This is a genomic window from Pacificibacter maritimus (genome assembly GCF_003814915.1).
GTDB classification, from domain to species: domain Bacteria; phylum Pseudomonadota; class Alphaproteobacteria; order Rhodobacterales; family Rhodobacteraceae; genus Celeribacter; species Celeribacter maritimus.
Map to the genome: position 1 here is coordinate 109,095 of NZ_RKQK01000001.1, position 17,233 is coordinate 126,327.

Here is a 17,233-nt window from a genome sequence, read left to right on the forward strand (position 1 = left end):
CTAGGCCCCAGACCCTTGGCAGCAGGGGTCCATATGCGTATACGCAGCACTTGAACATCTTCGGAGCCGTATACCCATGCAAGGCAGTGCAAATCTAAACGTTATGATCAAGGCCGCGCGCGCGGCTGGTCGTTCTCTTGTCAAAGACTTCCGCGAAGTCGAAAATCTTCAGGTCTCGTCAAAAGGCGCGGGGGATTTTGTGACGAAGGCCGATATCAGCGCCGAGGAAATTATCCGCGAAGCTTTGATGGAAGCGCGTCCAACCTACGGCTGGCTTGCTGAAGAAAGCGACCCAATCGAAGGCGCTGATCCCACACGCCGCTGGATTGTTGATCCGCTTGACGGCACAACCAACTTTTTGCACGGTTTGCCACATTGGGCAGTGTCCATCGCGCTTGAACATAAAGGCGAAATCGTTTCCGCTGTGGTCTTTGATCCAGCCAAAGGCGAATTGTTCTGGGCGGAAAAAGGCGCAGGCGCTTGGATGAATGATCAACGCATTCGTGTTTCTGGCCGTACCAAGATGATCGAATCTCTTTATGCAACGGGTCTGCCCTTTGGTGGCAAATCTGATTTGCCTGACACATTGAAAGACCTCGCACGTATTTTGCCAGCCTGTTCTGGCGTGCGCCGTTGGGGTGCTGCCTCATTGGATCTCGCATTCGTGGCAGCTGGTCGTTTTGATGGCTACTGGGAACGCCGTTTGAAACCTTGGGATATTGCCGCAGGTTTGCTTTTGGTCAAAGAAGCGGGCGGTTTTGTAGAACCTCTCGTTGCGGGCCGTAGCATTGTTGATGATGGTGAAATCATCTGTGCCAATGAAGCTTTGTTTGAGCGTTTTGCAAAAGTTATTCGCGCAGAGTAAGCTTTCAAAAATTGAGAATTTTAAAACGCGTCTTGGAAAACCAAGGCGCGTTTTTTCATTTTGGTCTGCTTCAGGCGATAAAAACGCTATCATGGACGACTTTTCCACGATGTGACCGTAAAAACCTAGTTTTGGCCGCATTCTTGTCGATATTGCGTGTGATATCGGGGTATCCAAACGGAGGACAAACCTGTGTTAAAAACGCTTGCCCAAAAGGTGAAAAGCCATAGTGCGCTTGAAGATGGCGCGATCACTGTGGACTGGGTGGTTATTTCAGCTGCGGTCATAGGGCTTGCAATTGCCGTGATTGCCAGCATTTCTGGTGGTGCGATCACCTATGCAACATATCTCAACGAAGATGTCGTGGATATTGCATATGAGGCAGGATATTCTGGAAAAACGGGCGTGCCAGATTAAGCGCGCCAAAGGCGTTACTTTCGGCGTTTGACCACAGGCACTGACGTTTTTACGAATGTATAGACCGCTTCAGGATGGGCTGGGTGGCCAAATGTGCGATCCCAATAGCGGCGCCCTCCAAGAGCCAGAAAACGCGGGTACACCACCACAATCCCCGCGATGAATCCCCCCAGATGCGCCCAATAGGCCGTGCCTCCGCCCTCTGTGACCGTGGAGAACCCGCCAAAGATTTGCATCACGCCCCAAAGGCCCAGCATGAGCCAAGCGGGGACTTGGAAAACTCTGAAGAAAATTAACAAAATCAATAGGATGTCTATTTTTGCTTTCGGGTAAAGCAATAAGTAGCCGCCCATCACCCCCGCGATCGCACCTGATGCGCCAACCATCGGAACAAGTGAGTTTGTGCCCGTCAAATATTGCGCTAAGCCCGCAATGACTCCGCAAAACACATAGAAGCCTAGAAATTTCCCATGCCCCATTTCGTCTTCTAAATTATCGCCAAAAATCCATAAAAACAGCATGTTACCCAATAGGTGCATAAAACCTGCATGCATAAACATGGAGCTGATAAAGGTATAAGACCCTTCTCCCGATGACACCCGCGCAGGCACCAAAGCCCATTTCGCATAGATGTCATACAAAGCGGCATCTGAACTGCTGGCTGGCAGCATCGCCAGAAACACAGCAATATTGAGCGCTATAAGTGTGTAGGTCACATAGGCGGGGCGCAGGGATGGGTTGTGGTCACGAATTGGAAACATAGACCCACATTGGCCGCAATAAGGCGAAGGTCAAGAGGCAAGCGAAATCACCGTGAGAGAATTGGGGAAAAGTTGCGAAAACTGCTTGGCTCTGCTGCTGTATCGGCTTAAACAACTCAATGTTGCACGCTGTGTTCGGTGAAAATCGGATGCGGCACTGCAGCACGGTTGCGGACGTGGTGGAATGGTAGACACACCAGACTTAAAATCTGTTGGGCGTATGCCCGTGGGGGTTCGAGTCCCCCCGTCCGCACCAAAGTCTTATACATTCTCGATCTGTACCGATCCAATGTGATCAATCTTGCGCTCTTGCGTCTGATGGGATTCGAGCGGTCTGGCTTATGCGTTCGCGTATGAAGCGGCATTTGTGCTAGATTTTGCATCAACTGCGAATTTTTACCAAAAAGAAAAAGCTCTTCAGATTGTTTTTTGCTATGGGAGCAAAGTCACACGATGTAACAGTCGCGTTACGATAAGCGTGCGGCGCTAGAACGTCGCGCCACTCAGACAACTGACAGTTCGAACGACGGACAAAACAGACAGAGCAATGGAGACACTCATGTTAGAAAAGCTCTTTAAGCTAAGCGCATCAGGGACAAGCCTGCGTAAAGAAGTGATGGCAGGTTTCGCGACCTTCCTGACGATGGCCTATATCATGGTCATCAACCCTAGTATTTTATCAACAGAAGGCACGGGCATGAGCTTTGGTGCCGTGTTCACAGCCACTATTCTGGCTGCAGCTATCGGCACACTCATCATGGGGCTCTACGCCAATTGGCCTGTGGCCTTGGCACCCGGCATGGGCCTGAACGCCTTTTTCACTTTTGGCGTGATCTTCGGCATGGGCTATACCTACCAACAAGCGCTCGCCGCGGTGTTTGTTGCTGGTGTCGTATTTATCATTTTGTCTGTTACACCTGCGCGCAAATATCTAATCAATGCCATCCCGCGTTCGATGAAGCTGGGAATCGGGGCAGGGATCGGTTTGTTTTTGGCCATTATCGGCTTTATCGGCTCGGGCCTTGTGGTTGATAACCCCGCGACTTTGCTCAGCATTGGTGACGTCTCCTCTGCACCTGTTCTACTGGCGGGGCTTGGCCTCGTGATCATGACCGTTTTGGACCGTCTTGGCGTGCCTGGCGCTGTGATTATCGGTATTTTGGTGGTCTCTGTGATTGCTTGGGTGACGGGTGTCTCAAGTATCGGTGGTATCGTGAGCGCGCCGCCTGCGCCATCTCACATGTTCGAATTGGATTTCAGCCTGATCGCAACGGGTGGCTTTATCGGCGTGGCTTTTGCATTCTTGTTCGTTGATTTCTTGGACACTGCGGGCACATTGACTTCGGTCGCCAATTTGACATCTCGTGTGAATGAAAATGGCGAAGTGGAAGACGTTGAGCGTGCTCTTTTGGCTGACAGTGCGGCGACTACAGTGGGCGCGGTTCTAGGGACATCTAACACCACATCATATATTGAATCAGCTGCTGGTATCCGCGAAGGCGGCAAAACTGGTTTGGTTGCTGTGACTGTGGCTGCGTTGTTCTTGGTTTGCTTGTTCTTTGCCCCACTGGCGCAAAGCATTCCTGCCTTCGCGACAGCGCCTGCATTGGTCTTTGTTGCGACCTTGTTCTTGAAGAATCTCAAAGATATCGACTGGGATGATGTGACAGAATATGTGCCTGCGGTGCTGGCAGCTTTGTTGATGCCGTTCACCTATTCGATCTCTCACGGGATCGCTGTCGGCTTTATCACATATGTGCTGGTCAAAGTTCTATCAGGCCGATTCTCTGATCTGAATTTGGGATCTATTGTGATTGCAGCTGTTTCAGTGCTCTACTTCGTGGCGATCTAAATTAAGGTCCAGTCACCAAAAAGAAAGCGCCCTTACATCAAGGGCGCTTTTTTCATTTTCGAACTTTGTGCTGCGCGTTTAGTCGCGCTTGCCTGAGAATTGTTCTTGCCACAAAGCGCGTTGATCATCATCAATTTTGACGAACAGGTTTTCAGGCACTGTAAAGGCATGGCCTTCTTTAAATTCGCTCAATGTGGTGGCGATATCTGTAGGCCAATCAAGATTGTCCATGTTCAGGGCGTCTTTGATTTTTTCAGCTGTGTCAGGAATGAAAGGCGCAGACAGTCGCGCGTAAAGTCCAATCAAATTCAGCCCCAGACGTACTTGTGCTGCGGCCTGCTCTGGATCGGTTTTAAACGTGGCCCAAGGGGCTGTGTTTTGCAGATATTCGTTACCAGCGACCCAAATGGCGCGCAACGCCGTGGCAGATTTTCGTATATCTATATCTGCCAGATTGGTTTCGTAAGTCTTTAATTTTTCGGACAAATCGGCAATCAAAGCAGTCTCGATCTCGCCATATGCGCCGCCTGCGGGGACTTCTTGTGAGAATTTCGACCGACAGAATTTGGTGATCCGCGATACAAAGTTACCCAAGACATCAGAAAGGTCTTTGTTCACAGACTGTTGGAAATTTTCCCACGTAAATTCGGAATCTGAACTTTCGGGTGCATGGGACAATAGCCACCAACGCCAGTAATCCGCAGGTAAGATAGACAGCGCCTGATCCATGAACACGCCGCGTCCACGTGAGGTCGAGAATTGCCCGCCATCATAATTTAGATAGTTAAAGGATTTGATGTAATCGACCATCTTCCATGGCTCGTTTGATCCAAGCATGGTGACAGGGAAAGATAGGGTGTGGAACGGCACATTGTCTTTGCCCATAAATTGTACATATCGAACATCGTCGGCACCTTTGTCAGTGCGCCACCAGCGCTCCCAATCGGCATCCGGCAGCCCGTTTTTATCGGTCCATTCATTGGCACAAGCGATATATTCAACGGGGGCATCAAACCACACGTAGAACACTTTGCCTTCCATGCCCTCCCAAGGCTCATCGCCTTTTTGCACAGGCACGCCCCATTTTAGATCGCGGGTGATGCCGCGGTCTTGCAATCCATCACCGTCATTGAGCCATTTCTTAGCAATTGATGTGGTCAGGATCGGCCAGTCTTTTTTCTCATCAATCCAAGTGTTCAATGCATCGCGCATCTTGGATTGACGCAGATACAAATGCTTTGTTTCGCGTTCTTCCAGATCGGTTGCACCTGAAATTGTAGAGCGCGGATTGATCAGGTCGGTGGGGTCAAGTTGCTTGGTGCAATCGTCACATTGATCACCGCGCGCAGACTCGTAGCCACAGTTGGGGCAGGTGCCTTCTATGTAGCGGTCAGGCAGAAAACGCCCGTCAGTTTCTGAATAAACTTGGGTTTCGGAAACTTCTTCGATCAAACCTTCGTCAAACAGACGCTTGGCAAAGTGCTGTGTGAGCTTACGGTTTTGCAGCGATGAGGAGCGCCCGAAGTGATCAAAAGACAGTCGAAACCCATTGGCAATCTCGGCCTGCACGTCATGTAATTCCGCGCAGTATTCATCAACAGGCTTACCCGCTTTTTGCGCTGCGATTTCCGCAGGTGTGCCATGCTCATCTGTGGCGCATAAAAACAAAACTTCATCACCTTTTGCGCGGCAGTAACGCGCATAAAGATCAGCGGGCAATTGTGAGCCCACGAGGTTTCCAAGGTGTTTGATGCCATTGATATAGGGCAGGGCGGAAGTGATAAGTGTACGTGCCATGAAGTATCCCTTGCGGTGGGTCATGTGAAAACTGTTTCCCTGTCCTAACGCGCCTTTTGGCAAAGAGCCAGAGGACATAGAACACAGGCGCAGTGCTTGATGTGCTTCTCCTTGTTTTTTTGCGCACAAGGGGCAGGTGCAAAGGCACACTTGAGTTCCGCCAACTTCCCAATAGGATAGCGCTAACTGTTTATTTTAAGAGAAAATGGATCGCACATGCGCTATCGTACACTTGGCAAAACTGACATCGAAGTTTCCGAAATCTGTTTAGGCACAATGACATGGGGGACACAAAACACCCAAGAGGAAGGCCACGCGCAAATAGATCGTGCTTTGGCTGATGGTGTGAACTTTATGGATACCGCCGAAATGTATCCTGTGAATCCTGTGCGCAAAGAAACCGCAGGCGACACGGAAAGCATCATTGGTGAATATTTCGCCCGCACAGGCAAACGCAACGATTGGATCGTTGCCACGAAAATCGCGGGCCCAGGCCCTTTGGGTGCAGAGGGCATTACGGCCAAAACCATGGTCAGCCAACTTGAGGCCTCCTTGAAGCGTTTGAAAACCGATCACGTTGATCTCTACCAACTGCATTGGCCGAACCGTGGATCATACCATTTCCGCCAAAACTGGACCTACGACCCTGCGCAGCAACCGTCTAAAAACGAGATTCTGGACAACATGCGCGCGGTCAACGAGGTGATGGGCGACTTGCAAAAAGCGGGCAAGGTTCGCGCCTTTGGCACGTCAAATGAATCCGCATGGGGCATGGCGCAGTGGCAACGTGTGGCCGAGGAAACAGGCGGTCCGCGCATGGAGACCATCCAAAACGAATATTCCCTGCTGTGCCGCCTCTACGATACCGATTTGGCTGAATTTGCGGTGCACGAACAGGTGACTTTGCTGGCCTATTCTTGTTTGGGCTGTGGCCTTTTGACGGGCAAATATAATGGCGGCACCACAGTGGCACCTGACTCGCGCATGGGGTTGAATGGCGATCTGGGCGGACGTGTAACACCGCAGGTTTGGACCGCGACCCAAAGCTATTTGGATGTGGCGAAAAAGCACGGGATTGATCCTGTTGCCATGTCGATTGCTTGGACAATGACGCGCCCCTTTGACGTCATGCCTATCATTGGCGCGACATCTGTAGCGCAGTTGGAACAGTCTTTGGCGGGTGAAGATCTGGTCTTGTCGCAAGAGGTTTTGGATGACCTCACGCAAGCGCACCGCGCCCATGCGATGCCATTTTAATGCGGTTGCCGTTTGTGCCTGTGCGCAGCCTGAGCCGAGTATGTGCCTTGGGACTGATGGTGACTTTGATGGGCTGTATGCCTGACAATGAAGCCTCGGCCCCATTGGGCTACGGCTTGGCAGGCTATGATCCCAATGCGGAAGTGCGCGCAGAAGAAAGCTGTCTTGCGCGCGGTGGCACCTATGGAACAGGCGGGGCCGCGGGGCTTAAGGTTTGTTATGAGACGCCGAAAGACGCAGGAAAATCTTGCAGTAAATCAACGGATTGCGAGAGCCAGTGTTTGGCGCGCAGTAAATCTTGTGCGCCGCTCAAACCCGTGTTCGGCTGCTCATCTATATTGGACAGTTTAGGGCGCGAGGTTACGCTATGCACCGATTGAGTTTTCAGGTCACAGCCGCGCTTCTTATGGGGTTGACCCTGACCGCCTGTAGCAAGCCGAGCGAGGTTGCAGTGGGGCCACGCGATCAATCCGTGCCTATGTCGTCTATGGCTGGCTTTGATCCAGCACGTTTTTCTGGGCGGTGGTATGAGGTCGAAGCCTATGTGCCCGCGGGCGCTTCTTGTGTGATGGGCGCCGTCACCTTTAGCCCCCAAAAATCAGGTGATATGATCGTGACCGAAGGTCCATGTGCCGATGGTGCGCCGCGTCGAGGTGTGGCTATGCGCACAGGCCCTGGGCGTTTCACATTCGAAGGTGATGCGCTTTGGGTGCTTTGGGTCGATCAAAGCTACGATGCGGCGGTCATCGCGACCCCCACAGGCAAGGCGCATGTTCTGAGCCGTGCCTTGACCATTCCCGCCGACAAACGCCGTGCTGCGCGTGACATTTTAACGTGGAACGGCTTTGACATTTCAGGGCTGACCTCTGCGCGGCGCAAATAGTCCGACAAGAAAGGAAAGTTATATGCGTATTCTCTTTACAGGTGGGTCCGGCAAGGCGGGCAAACATGTTGTGCCCTATCTTTTGGCGCGTGGACACCGCGTGGTAAATGCTGATTTGGTGGCGCTTGACGTTGAGGGTGTCGACAATCTGATCGTGGATATTACAGACAGCGGGCAGGTGTTTAACGCTTTGACATCTTATGCAAATTTCGATGAACTTGAACCAGGCACAGGTGTACCAAAATTTGATGCCATCGTGCATTTCGCCGCCATTCCACGCATCATGATCAAGCCTGATAATGAAACCTACCGTATCAACACCATGAGCACATATAATGTGTTGGAAGCGGCAGTGAAGCTTGGGATCAAAAAGGTGATTTTTGCGTCAAGCGAGACCACCTATGGTGTTTGTTTTGCCGATGGCGAACGCAAACCTGACTATATTCCGCTGGATGAAGAACATCCCGTGATCCCCGAAGACAGTTATGCCATGTCCAAGGTTGTGAATGAGGTGACTGCAAAATCGTTCCATCAGCGGTCTGGCTTTGATATCTATGGCATTCGCATCAACAACGTGATCGAGCCGCATGAATATGCGCAGAATTTCCCTGATTATTGCGCAAATCCTGATCAACGCCGCCGCAATTTCTTTGCCTATATAGACACGCGCGATTTAGGACAAATGGTCGATTTGATGTTGCACAAAGACGGGTTGGGCTTTCAAATTTTCAACTGCGCAAATGAAGGCCATTCGGTTGATCTCACCACCGATCAAATCATTGAGCGCTATTATCAAGGCGTACCCCAAGCTGCCAAAATGGGAGAGGATGAAACATTCTTTTCCATTAAAAAAGCCAAAGACATGTTAGGGTTTGCCCCGCAATACGACTGGCGCAAACAGCTATAACAACTGAATAAGCAACGGATACGGCGCCTTAGCCTTGTAAAAGCGCCGTATCCGCAGTTCAAAATTTGTTGTCCTAGCCATTCCAAAACATCGTCAAAAGTTACCCTTTTTTGACTCGGCACTGTTACAGTTTGCCCCTATAGGCTGTCTATGACTCAGATTGATATGACCCCCGATTCCCATCCCGAGCGTAGCTATGCCACGCATGCGCGTAGTATTTTGATCCTTGGCCTGCCCCTTGCGGGCAGTCAATTGGCGCAATTTGCGGTGCATATGACGGATGTCATTATGATGGGGTGGTACGGGCTAGATGAATTGGCCGCGCTGGTTTTGGCAGCAGGCTATTGGTTTATCACATTTATTTTGCTCGGTGGTTTTGCCTTCGCCGTGATGCCTTTGGTGGCCAAAGCCATAGGTGAAAACGACACGACTTTGGTGCGCCGCGCGACGCGGATGGCGATGTGGCTGTCGGTGATCTTTGCTGTGCTGGTCTATCCAATATTTCTATTTTCCGAGAGCGCTTTGATCGCTTTGGGTCAACAGCCCCATATCGCAGCGCTTGCACAGCCCTATTTGATCATCACGGGGATTGAAATGATCCCTGCTTTGATTGTGGCTGTGTTTCGGTCGTATTTCTCAGCTCTTGAACGCACACGGGTTGTTTTGATGGCGGTCATCGCGGCAGTTGCCGTGAATTTCGTGCTCAACTACGCCTTTATATTTGGCAACTTTGGCCTGCCTGAAATGGGCATGGCGGGGGCTGCATTGGCATCTGTAATGGTCAGCACTTTGATGATGATTGGCTTGATGGTCTACGCACAGATCGCGACCCCTGAAAATGATCTGTTTCGCAATCTGTTCAAACCCGATTGGGACGTCTTTGCAGCCGTTTTCAAAATGGGCGTGCCTATCGGACTGACATCTTTGGCAGAAGTCAGCCTGTTCAATGTGGCAGCAATTATGATGGGTTGGATCGGGACAACCACTTTGGCCGCGCATGGCGTGGTACTGCAATTGTCAGCGATCGCCTTTATGATGCAACTGGGATTTGCGCAGGCCGCGACCATTCGGGCAGGCAATGCTTTTGGGCGCAAGGACGAGGCGGATTTGCGCCGTGGCGCTTTGGTTGTGACACTGCTGTCCTTGGGGATGGCTGCGATCACATGCCTTGTGTATTTGGCCTTTCCAGAGCAATTGATCGGCGTCTTTATTGCGCCAGATGAACCCGCACGTTTGGAGGTTTTGCAGATTGGTGCAACGCTTTTGATCTTTTCAGCGCTGTTTCAATTCTCAGATGGGGGACAAGTGATTGCCCTATCTTTGCTGCGTGGCTTGCAAGACACGGCGATCCCTATGTGGTTGGCCAGCCTGTCATATTGGGGCATCGGTTTGCCCATCGCCTATGTCTTGGGATTCGTCGTCGATTGGGGCGCATCTGGCGTTTGGATCGGACTTTTGGTCGGGCTAAGTGCCGCTTGGGTACTTATGGGCTGGCGTTTTTGGTTGATCAAATCGCGCCTGACAACAGTTGACTAAACAAGGTTTGAAGCGGGCTTTACCCTGCTTCAAGTCTCTTTGTTCAGAATGCGATCAGCTTTTTTGCGCACCAAAACCGTGCGCAGGTCGTGCATCGCCATCAAAATCGCATCTGTTACATTTTCAAGCTGTTCAGGTGTTGCACGCGATTGCGCCCAATGCGTTGTCAGGTTGAGGTAATCCACAGCACGGTGAATGTCATCGATATCGCGCTGCGCCAATAGCGCCACACGATCCGCCATCCATGTATCAATAGCTTGCATATCGGCGGCAGACAGGTCGCGGCCACCATGAGGTTTTACATCGCCGTTCTTGATATTGACGACGGCGATCTGATCCATTTCGATCCGTCGTTGACGGTTTTCTGTGTCAACACGGAACACAAAAGCGCCGTTTTCGCGCACACGAAAGTAATAGTCGGGCAGGTCTGCGCTCATTTAAAGTCTCTATATTTACTATGGTTTTACCAAGGGGCGCGGCAGTGATGCGCTGCGATGGGACCATGCTAACAGCCCCATCTCAGAGTTTCTAGGGCGTGTTAGCTTAAACCTGCGCAGAAGGTTTGAATGCGTGTGCAGGCGTCTAATAACGCATCATCTGATGTGGCATAAGAAACGCGGAAATTGGGAGACAATCCAAAAGCCGCGCCAAAGACCACTGCGACGCCGGTTTCTTCCAACAAAGCCGTTGCGAAAATTTCGTCATTTTCGATCAAAGTGCCCGCTTTAGATGTCTTGCCGATACAGCCTGAAATATCAGGGTAGACATAGAAAGCGCCCTCAGGTGTCGGGCAAGTGACGCCTTCGATATCATTTAGCATGCCGACCACCAGATTGCGGCGGCGCACAAACACCTCATTGTTCGCAGATAAATAATCTTGCGGTCCGTTCAAGGCCTCGACCGCTGCATATTGTGATACGGAACAGGGGTTAGACGTGGACTGCGATTGCACTTTGCGCATGGCTCCGATCAATTCCAATGGGCCTGCTGCATAGCCAATGCGCCAGCCCGTCATCGCATAGGCTTTCGAGACTCCATTGATGGTCAATGTGCGGTCGTAAAGCTTGGGTTCCACTTGCGCAGGGGTGCAAAACTTGAAGCCATCAAAGGCCAGATGTTCGTACATGTCATCGGTCATCACCCAAACATGAGGGTGGCGCAGCAAGACATCTGTGAGGGCTTTCAATTCATCATGGGTATAGCCCGCGCCTGTGGGATTCGAAGGCGAGTTGAAAATCAGCCATTTTGTTTTTGGCGTGATGGCCGCTTCCAGTTGCTCTGCTGTCATTTTAAAGTTGTTGGCCAATGTTGCTTCGACCGCAACAGGCGTGCCGCCAGCCAGTAAAACCATATCGGGGTAGGAGACCCAGTAGGGGGCTGGGATGATCACTTCATCGCCCTCATTACAAGTGGCCATCAGTGCGTTGTACAAAACCTGTTTGCCGCCTGAGGAGACAGACACCTGTTTGGGCTCATAGTCTAAGCCATTGTCACGCTTGAGTTTTGCGCAGATTGCCTGTTTTAACTCAATGATACCATCTACAGCTGTGTACTTGGTTTTGCCCGCATCAATGGCACGTTTCGCCGCGTCTTTGATGTTTTCAGGGGTGTCAAAATCAGGTTCGCCTGCGCCCAGACCAATCACATCTTTACCAGCAGCTTTCAGCTCTTGCGCTTTGGTGCTCACGGCAATGGTCGGGGATGGTTTTACACGGGCAAGCGTATCGGACAGGAATGGCATATCAGGACCTTTGGGACAATTGCGTTCGCCCTTTGATAGCCTTGCGTCGCACTTGCGCCAAGACGTCCCTTGCGCATCTTCAGATCAAAGTGCAAAAACAAGACAAAATGGAGATATCAATGTCACAGCAATCTCAATCCCCTCGTGTCGATGAGACGCATGAACACCGTTTGAAGCGCCTGAAAATCCGTGCTTGGCGGCGTGGTATTAAAGAAATGGATCTGTTGGTTGGCGGCTATGCAGATGCGCATTTGCACAAGATGACACCGCAAGAATTGGATGATTTTGAAATGCTCATGTCCGAGCATGATCAGGATCTTTTGGCATGGGCGACAGGGCAACATGAGGTTCCTGTTGAACTAAAGCCGACCCTAGATCGCATGCTGGCTTTTGCGGCTGACAAAGGCGTGGCGCATGGGGGGGTAATGTAGCCTATTATGGTTAACATAACACCCTGTTTTTATTCATATATATGAATACTCATTAATAGTTTGGAACTGCGGAAAATTTCCCTAAAAAAAGTCGCGTCATTTAACAGAATTTTGGGGAATTGCAGGCAAATTAAACTCCTACATACTAACGATGGAGTACCTAATGAGTATGCATTCCGCGATCACAAAACCCAATGAAGCAAGCTTTATGGGGCAATACCTAGAAGCCCTTTCTTTGGTCGAACGTCTGCACAGACTTCTTCTTGATGTTATCAAAGATGAATTCGAACGTGTCGGTGTTTTGGAAATCAATGCCGTTCAGGCCCTGTTGCTGTTTAATGTTGGCGAAAACGAAGTCACAGCGGGCGAACTGAAATCCCGTGGTTACTATCAGGGATCTAATGTCAGCTATAATCTAAAGAAATTGGTTGATATGGGCTATATGCACCACCAGCGCTGCGAAATTGACCGTAGGTCTGTGCGCGTAAAGCTAACAGAAAAAGGCCGCCATGTGTCTGAAACAGTCTCAGAATTGTTCGAACGTCACGCAGAAGGTCTAGAGAAAAAGGCAGTGCTAACACCGAGCCATATTGATGAAATCAACACATCATTGCGGCGAGTCGAACGCTACTGGACTGATCAAATCCGCTACATCTACTAAACGACCATACGGCGCGATAATGGACAGAACGTCCAGTCCGTCGCAAATTTAAACACAACACTTACACACTACCCAACCACATTCTAGATGCCACAAAGCGCCCCGCCACAACAGCGAGAGCGCCTTTTTTATGTCTAACGCCATGCGCAATTTGCGCTCAGCAATTTGGTCTTACCAGCTACCAGTGTTGCCCATAGAGGCCCAAGGTTCTTGTTCTGGCAAGCTGTCGCCCAGCTGAAGCAACTCAATCGAAATATTGTCAGGTGAGCGCACAAATGCCATATGCCCATCACGCGGCGGGCGGTTGATGATCACGCCATTGTCTTGCAAGCGTTGGCAAGTTTCATAAATATTTTCAACACCATAGGCCAAATGCCCGAAGTGACGGCTATCTGACGGCAAAGCATCATCGCCATCCCAGTTATATGTCAATTCGACGGGACAATCCTCATCACCCTCTGCGGCCATGAAAATTAATGAAAAACGCCCAGCTTCATTATCGATGCGGCGCGTTTCTTTTAATCCGAGCAATTCAAAAAACGCCATTGTTTTTTCAAGATCTTTAACGCGTACCATCGTGTGTAGATATTTCATGTGATGCTCCTTTATTTTGGGGGATAGTAACAAGGGCAGTCAAAACATCCAGAGCGAAGCTCGCGAAGCCCCTTTGCACTTTTAGTCTGATGAATTTCACCGTACAAATACCCAAGAGCCAAATGGGAGACGACAAGTGCAGCAGTATCACGACCAATTGCAGTTGATTTTGGACAAGGGCGAACGCACAATTGATCGCACTGGCACTGGCACCACCTCTTATTTTGGATTGCAAGCGCGCTATTCTATGGCCGATGGTTTTCCACTGGTGACGACCAAAAAACTACATTTGCGGTCGATTATGCACGAACTTTTGTGGTTTTTGACGGGCGATACCAATGTCAAATACCTGCAAGACAATGGTGTTTCGATTTGGAATGAATGGGCGGATGAGAATGGGGATCTTGGCCCCGTTTATGGCCATCAGTGGCGCCGTTTCCCCGCATTGGAAAAAACCAACGAGACCTTGAATGGCGAACCGCTGTTTATCGCCAATTCTGTTGACCAGATCCAAAACCTCTTGGATATGATCAAACATTCGCCAGACAGCCGCCGCTTGATGGTCTCTGCGTGGAATCCCGCGGATGTGCCCAATATGGCTTTACCTCCTTGTCATACTTTGTGGCAGGTGAAGATTCTCGGCGGGAAGCTACACCTGCAATTGTACCAGCGTTCTGCAGATATGTTCCTTGGTGTCCCGTTTAACATTGCATCCTATTCCATGCTTTTGCTGATGCTTGCACAGGTCACAGGCTATGAACCTGGTGATTTTGTTCATTCTATTGGCGATGCACATATCTATTCCAACCATATGGAACAGGTCGAATTGCAGTTGTCACGCAAACCCAAACCCTTGCCGCAACTGCGATTGAACCCTGATGTAAAATCCTTGTTCGATTTCAAATACGAGGATTTTGAAGTTCTCAACTACGACCCAGATCCGATGATCAAAGCCCCAGTGGCCGTATAAGTGCCCAATTTCAGGAGAGCATCATGATCACATTGATCGTCGCACGTGATCGCAATGGCGCGATTGGCAAAGGCAATGAAATCCCTTGGTATGCCCCAGAAGATTTGGCGTTTTTTAAACGCGAAACCTTGGGGGGCGCTTGTATTATGGGGCGCAACACATGGGATAGCCTTCCGTTTAAGCCTCTGAAAAATAGATTAAACTTGGTGGTCTCATCACAGGGTGTTGATCATGACCATGTGTTCACCACGCTGCCCGAAGCCATCGCATATGCGACGCAACACAATTATCGCCGTATCTATGGCATGGGCGGGTTTGGGATCTACAAAGCGATGCTGCCCATGGCTGACCGGCTTTTGATTACCGAAGTCGACCTTGAGATCGCAGAAGCTGACACGCATTTTCCCGAATTCGATCCCGATGATTGGACAGAACTTGGTCGTCAGCCTGTGCGTGCGTCTGATCCAAAGTGTGACCTAGTCGAATTTATGCGCAAAGCGTGATTTGATCTTGAGCTAAGACAAAGCAATCAGATCGGGCACATTGTTGCAGCTATCGAACCAATACGGCCAGTTTTGTGGTAAACTAAAATTGACCCACCACACCTTGTGGAGTAACTTTTGTGCATATGAGCAAAGCTCGGTTATGTTTGGAGTAGGAAAATGGTCGTGAAATCTTTTTTAGCTGCAGTGGCAATGGTCGGACTGTCTGGGGCTGCATTTGCAGACAGCACACAAGCCTACAGTCCAAGCGTTACATTGTTCGCTTACGAAAAAGGCGTTGAAAACTTTTGTCCCGCAGGCACGCAACCGATCCGCTACATGGGCGTCGTTTGCTGCGGTGTGCCCAATGCGACAGGTTATTCGGACGCGCCTGTGATCCATCGCAAGGTTGCACAGCGTATGGCCCCCACATATTCCGCGCGTATTCCTTTGGGGAAAAGCCCGAATTCTTACGACGGCATGTGATCCAAGACTTGATCTGATGCGTAGCCTTACCGAACAGGAGACGATATGCAGATCATAATACTATACATTTCGACCGTCGTGGTTTTCTTGGGCGTGGACGCTGTTTTTTTGAAAAACGTCCTGCGGCCAGTTTTCGAGACGCATCTCAACGATTGGTTGTTGGATGATTTTCGGATCGGTCCAGCTGCCGTGTTTTATCTGGCCTACATTGGGGGCGTTTTGTTCTTTGTATCATGGCCGGCGATGGATGCAGGCAGCTTAACCAGCGTGTTTTGGAAAGCGGCTTTGTTAGGGATGATGGCCTACGGCACATATGAATTCACAAATTACGCAACTTTGACCCGCTGGGATCCTACGATGGTGGCGATAGATGTGGTTTGGGGAGGTGTTTTGACAGGGCTTTCGGCGTCAGTCGGCCTATGGATTACACGTGCTGTAACTTAAGTCGTGGTCAAGGGTGAGTGAGTGCTCACCCTTGATCCGTTTTAGTCTTCTTGTACTTCAGATGTGATAAAGTCAGCCACTGCGACGCCTAAGCGGGCGTGTGCCTCTTCATTCAAATGAATGCCATCTACGGTCGATGTTTTGACAACGCTTCCAGCATCGAAAAAAGCTATGTCCCGCGCCTCGCACAGGGCTTTCAGGCCAGCTGTGACTTGTGCTGTTTTAGATGCGGCCCCCGCAAACTCATCTGCCAAAGGGCTGATTTCGGCGCAAAGTGGTGGCGCAATAATGATCGGTTCAAAACCACCATGGCGCGCTTGCATTTCATCAGACAGGCAGACATCCAGAAAAAATGAAGCGCCCGCGACAACATCACTTGGGCTCGCCTCAAAATGTGCTTTCAGATCGTTGGTGCCCAACATAATCACAACAGCATCAAGTGGCCCATGACTTTCAAGCGCCATAAATAGCCCTACGCGCCCATCCATATGTGGCCCCATCATCGGGCAAGGATACTGAAAAGTACGCCCTGGCAATCCTTCTTCTATCAAGGTCCAGCCTAGTTTTTCGGCCATGCCTATGGGCCAGCGCTGCGCCATACGGGGTTGGATGTGATCCAAGTCTGATATGGGCGGGGTGCCATAAGTATTGCTATCGCCAAAACATAGAATCGTCGGCATGGGGGGATCCTTACATAGAAAATGGCCCCCTTCATGCGATGGGAGCCAAGTGAATTCAAGTCATAGCAGGCGTCTTAAAGCGCTTGCAAATCCGTCGCAGAAGATCGGCCATCGCGACCTTCGCTCAGTTCAAATGAAATCTTTTGATTGTCTGCCAAACCTGTCATTCCTGCACGCTCAACCGCAGAGATGTGAACAAATACGTCACTGCCTCCGCCGTCAGGTGCAATAAAGCCGAAACCTTTTGTTGTGTTAAACCATTTTACAGTGCCAGTGGGCATGGGTCGTATCCTCTCAATATCTTTGCCGCAGCGTGCGGTAACCGGCGATGCACAGTCTTATTTTGGAAGCCGGTTCCGAAAAGGAGCGTCTTATATAGAAAGTGGCAGTCACCCTTAAACTGTGCCGCAACCGTGAAAAAACTCAAGCCACAAAATTGTAACGCTGCAATTTGACGAGAAAAAGCGTG

The 17,233-nt window shown here is 50.3% G+C and carries 21 protein-coding genes and 1 tRNA gene; 15 read left to right on the plus strand and 7 right to left on the minus strand.

Going from position 1 to position 17,233, the window contains the following annotated elements:
- Window positions 1-76 precede the first annotated feature (76 nt).
- Complete coding sequence (locus tag EDD53_RS00405) at window positions 77-865, plus strand: inositol monophosphatase family protein (RefSeq protein WP_123791235.1); 789 nt, start codon at window positions 77-79, stop codon at window positions 863-865.
- Between the two features lie 192 nt (window positions 866-1,057).
- A complete protein-coding gene (locus tag EDD53_RS00410; RefSeq protein WP_342772274.1) occupies window positions 1,058-1,282 on the plus strand; it encodes a hypothetical protein in 225 nt (74 codons plus the stop codon).
- Between the two features lie 14 nt (window positions 1,283-1,296).
- On the opposite strand, the gene EDD53_RS00415 is transcribed toward EDD53_RS00410, so the two are convergent.
- Window positions 1,297-2,043: a rhomboid family intramembrane serine protease gene (locus EDD53_RS00415; protein ID WP_123791236.1), complete on the minus strand. Its 747-nt coding sequence runs from the start codon at window positions 2,041-2,043 to the stop codon at window positions 1,297-1,299.
- A 170-nt stretch (window positions 2,044-2,213) separates the two neighbouring features.
- Between EDD53_RS00415 and EDD53_RS00420 the strand changes: the two genes are divergently transcribed.
- Window positions 2,214-2,299 (plus strand) — tRNA-Leu (locus tag EDD53_RS00420).
- Between the two features lie 303 nt (window positions 2,300-2,602).
- Window positions 2,603-3,895, plus strand: coding sequence for an NCS2 family permease (locus EDD53_RS00425; RefSeq protein ID WP_123791237.1), 1,293 nt, complete (start codon window positions 2,603-2,605; stop codon window positions 3,893-3,895).
- 78 nt (window positions 3,896-3,973) lie between these two features.
- Here the strand turns inward: EDD53_RS00425 and metG are convergent, their stop codons facing one another.
- The gene (gene metG, locus EDD53_RS00430; protein WP_123791238.1) at window positions 3,974-5,692 is read right to left on the minus strand and encodes a methionine--tRNA ligase; all 1,719 of its coding nucleotides are present in this window, start codon (window positions 5,690-5,692) and stop codon (window positions 3,974-3,976) included.
- A 216-nt stretch (window positions 5,693-5,908) separates the two neighbouring features.
- On the opposite strand from metG, the gene EDD53_RS00435 reads away from it, so the two are divergent.
- The 5 genes from EDD53_RS00435 (at window position 5,909) to EDD53_RS00455 (ending at window position 10,275) form a co-directional block, all read left to right on the plus strand.
- Entirely contained in the window at window positions 5,909-6,949 is a 1,041-nt protein-coding gene (locus EDD53_RS00435) for an aldo/keto reductase (protein ID WP_123791239.1), read from the plus strand.
- A complete protein-coding gene (locus EDD53_RS00440) occupies window positions 6,949-7,329 on the plus strand; it encodes a hypothetical protein (protein ID WP_123791240.1) in 381 nt (126 codons plus the stop codon). Before EDD53_RS00435 ends, EDD53_RS00440 begins: the two co-directional genes overlap by 1 nt.
- Complete coding sequence (locus EDD53_RS00445; protein WP_123791241.1) at window positions 7,317-7,832, plus strand: lipocalin family protein; 516 nt, start codon at window positions 7,317-7,319, stop codon at window positions 7,830-7,832. The genes EDD53_RS00440 and EDD53_RS00445 overlap by 13 nt, the downstream gene beginning before the upstream one ends.
- Window positions 7,833-7,854: 22 nt before the next feature.
- Complete coding sequence (locus EDD53_RS00450) at window positions 7,855-8,739, plus strand: NAD-dependent epimerase/dehydratase family protein (RefSeq protein ID WP_123791242.1); 885 nt, start codon at window positions 7,855-7,857, stop codon at window positions 8,737-8,739.
- Between the two features lie 150 nt (window positions 8,740-8,889).
- Window positions 8,890-10,275 carry an MATE family efflux transporter gene (locus EDD53_RS00455; RefSeq protein WP_246002124.1) on the plus strand — a complete coding sequence of 462 codons (1,386 nt, stop codon included), beginning with the start codon at window positions 8,890-8,892 and terminating at the stop codon, window positions 10,273-10,275.
- A 29-nt stretch (window positions 10,276-10,304) separates the two neighbouring features.
- On the opposite strand, the gene EDD53_RS00460 is transcribed toward EDD53_RS00455, so the two are convergent.
- Together EDD53_RS00460 and EDD53_RS00465 are read right to left on the minus strand one after the other, a co-directional pair.
- The gene (locus EDD53_RS00460; RefSeq protein ID WP_123791243.1) at window positions 10,305-10,712 is read right to left on the minus strand and encodes a hypothetical protein; all 408 of its coding nucleotides are present in this window, start codon (window positions 10,710-10,712) and stop codon (window positions 10,305-10,307) included.
- Window positions 10,713-10,813: 101 nt separating this feature from the next.
- Entirely contained in the window at window positions 10,814-12,016 is a 1,203-nt protein-coding gene (locus EDD53_RS00465) for a pyridoxal phosphate-dependent aminotransferase (protein WP_123791244.1), read from the minus strand.
- A gap of 119 nt (window positions 12,017-12,135) precedes the next feature.
- On the opposite strand from EDD53_RS00465, the gene EDD53_RS00470 reads away from it, so the two are divergent.
- Window positions 12,136-12,447, plus strand: coding sequence for a succinate dehydrogenase assembly factor 2 (locus EDD53_RS00470; RefSeq protein WP_123791245.1), 312 nt, complete (start codon window positions 12,136-12,138; stop codon window positions 12,445-12,447).
- Window positions 12,448-12,610: 163 nt separating this feature from the next.
- Window positions 12,611-13,108 (plus strand): MarR family winged helix-turn-helix transcriptional regulator, encoded by a 498-nt coding sequence (locus EDD53_RS00475; RefSeq protein WP_123791246.1) that lies wholly within the window; start codon window positions 12,611-12,613, stop codon window positions 13,106-13,108.
- 171 nt (window positions 13,109-13,279) lie between these two features.
- Here EDD53_RS00475 and EDD53_RS00480 read toward each other — a convergent pair whose 3' ends face one another.
- Window positions 13,280-13,702 (minus strand): VOC family protein, encoded by a 423-nt coding sequence (locus EDD53_RS00480; protein WP_123791247.1) that lies wholly within the window; start codon window positions 13,700-13,702, stop codon window positions 13,280-13,282.
- A gap of 136 nt (window positions 13,703-13,838) precedes the next feature.
- On the opposite strand from EDD53_RS00480, the gene EDD53_RS00485 reads away from it, so the two are divergent.
- The 4 genes from EDD53_RS00485 (at window position 13,839) to EDD53_RS00500 (ending at window position 16,084) form a co-directional block, all read left to right on the plus strand.
- Window positions 13,839-14,672: a thymidylate synthase gene (locus EDD53_RS00485; RefSeq protein ID WP_123791248.1), complete on the plus strand. Its 834-nt coding sequence runs from the start codon at window positions 13,839-13,841 to the stop codon at window positions 14,670-14,672.
- 23 nt (window positions 14,673-14,695) lie between these two features.
- On the plus strand, window positions 14,696-15,175 hold the full coding sequence (locus EDD53_RS00490) for a dihydrofolate reductase (protein ID WP_123791249.1): 480 nt from the start codon (window positions 14,696-14,698) through the stop codon (window positions 15,173-15,175).
- Window positions 15,176-15,340: 165 nt separating this feature from the next.
- Window positions 15,341-15,640: a hypothetical protein gene (locus EDD53_RS00495; protein WP_123791250.1), complete on the plus strand. Its 300-nt coding sequence runs from the start codon at window positions 15,341-15,343 to the stop codon at window positions 15,638-15,640.
- 45 nt (window positions 15,641-15,685) lie between these two features.
- Window positions 15,686-16,084 carry a DUF2177 family protein gene (locus tag EDD53_RS00500; RefSeq protein ID WP_123791251.1) on the plus strand — a complete coding sequence of 133 codons (399 nt, stop codon included), beginning with the start codon at window positions 15,686-15,688 and terminating at the stop codon, window positions 16,082-16,084.
- 41 nt (window positions 16,085-16,125) lie between these two features.
- Here the strand turns inward: EDD53_RS00500 and EDD53_RS00505 are convergent, their stop codons facing one another.
- Window positions 16,126-16,764, minus strand: a complete 639-nt coding sequence (locus tag EDD53_RS00505) for a GDSL-type esterase/lipase family protein (protein ID WP_123791252.1) — start codon at window positions 16,762-16,764, stop codon at window positions 16,126-16,128.
- Window positions 16,765-16,838: 74 nt separating this feature from the next.
- Window positions 16,839-17,045, minus strand: a complete 207-nt coding sequence (locus EDD53_RS00510; RefSeq protein ID WP_123791253.1) for a cold-shock protein — start codon at window positions 17,043-17,045, stop codon at window positions 16,839-16,841.
- Between the last annotated feature and the right edge of the window lie 188 nt (window positions 17,046-17,233).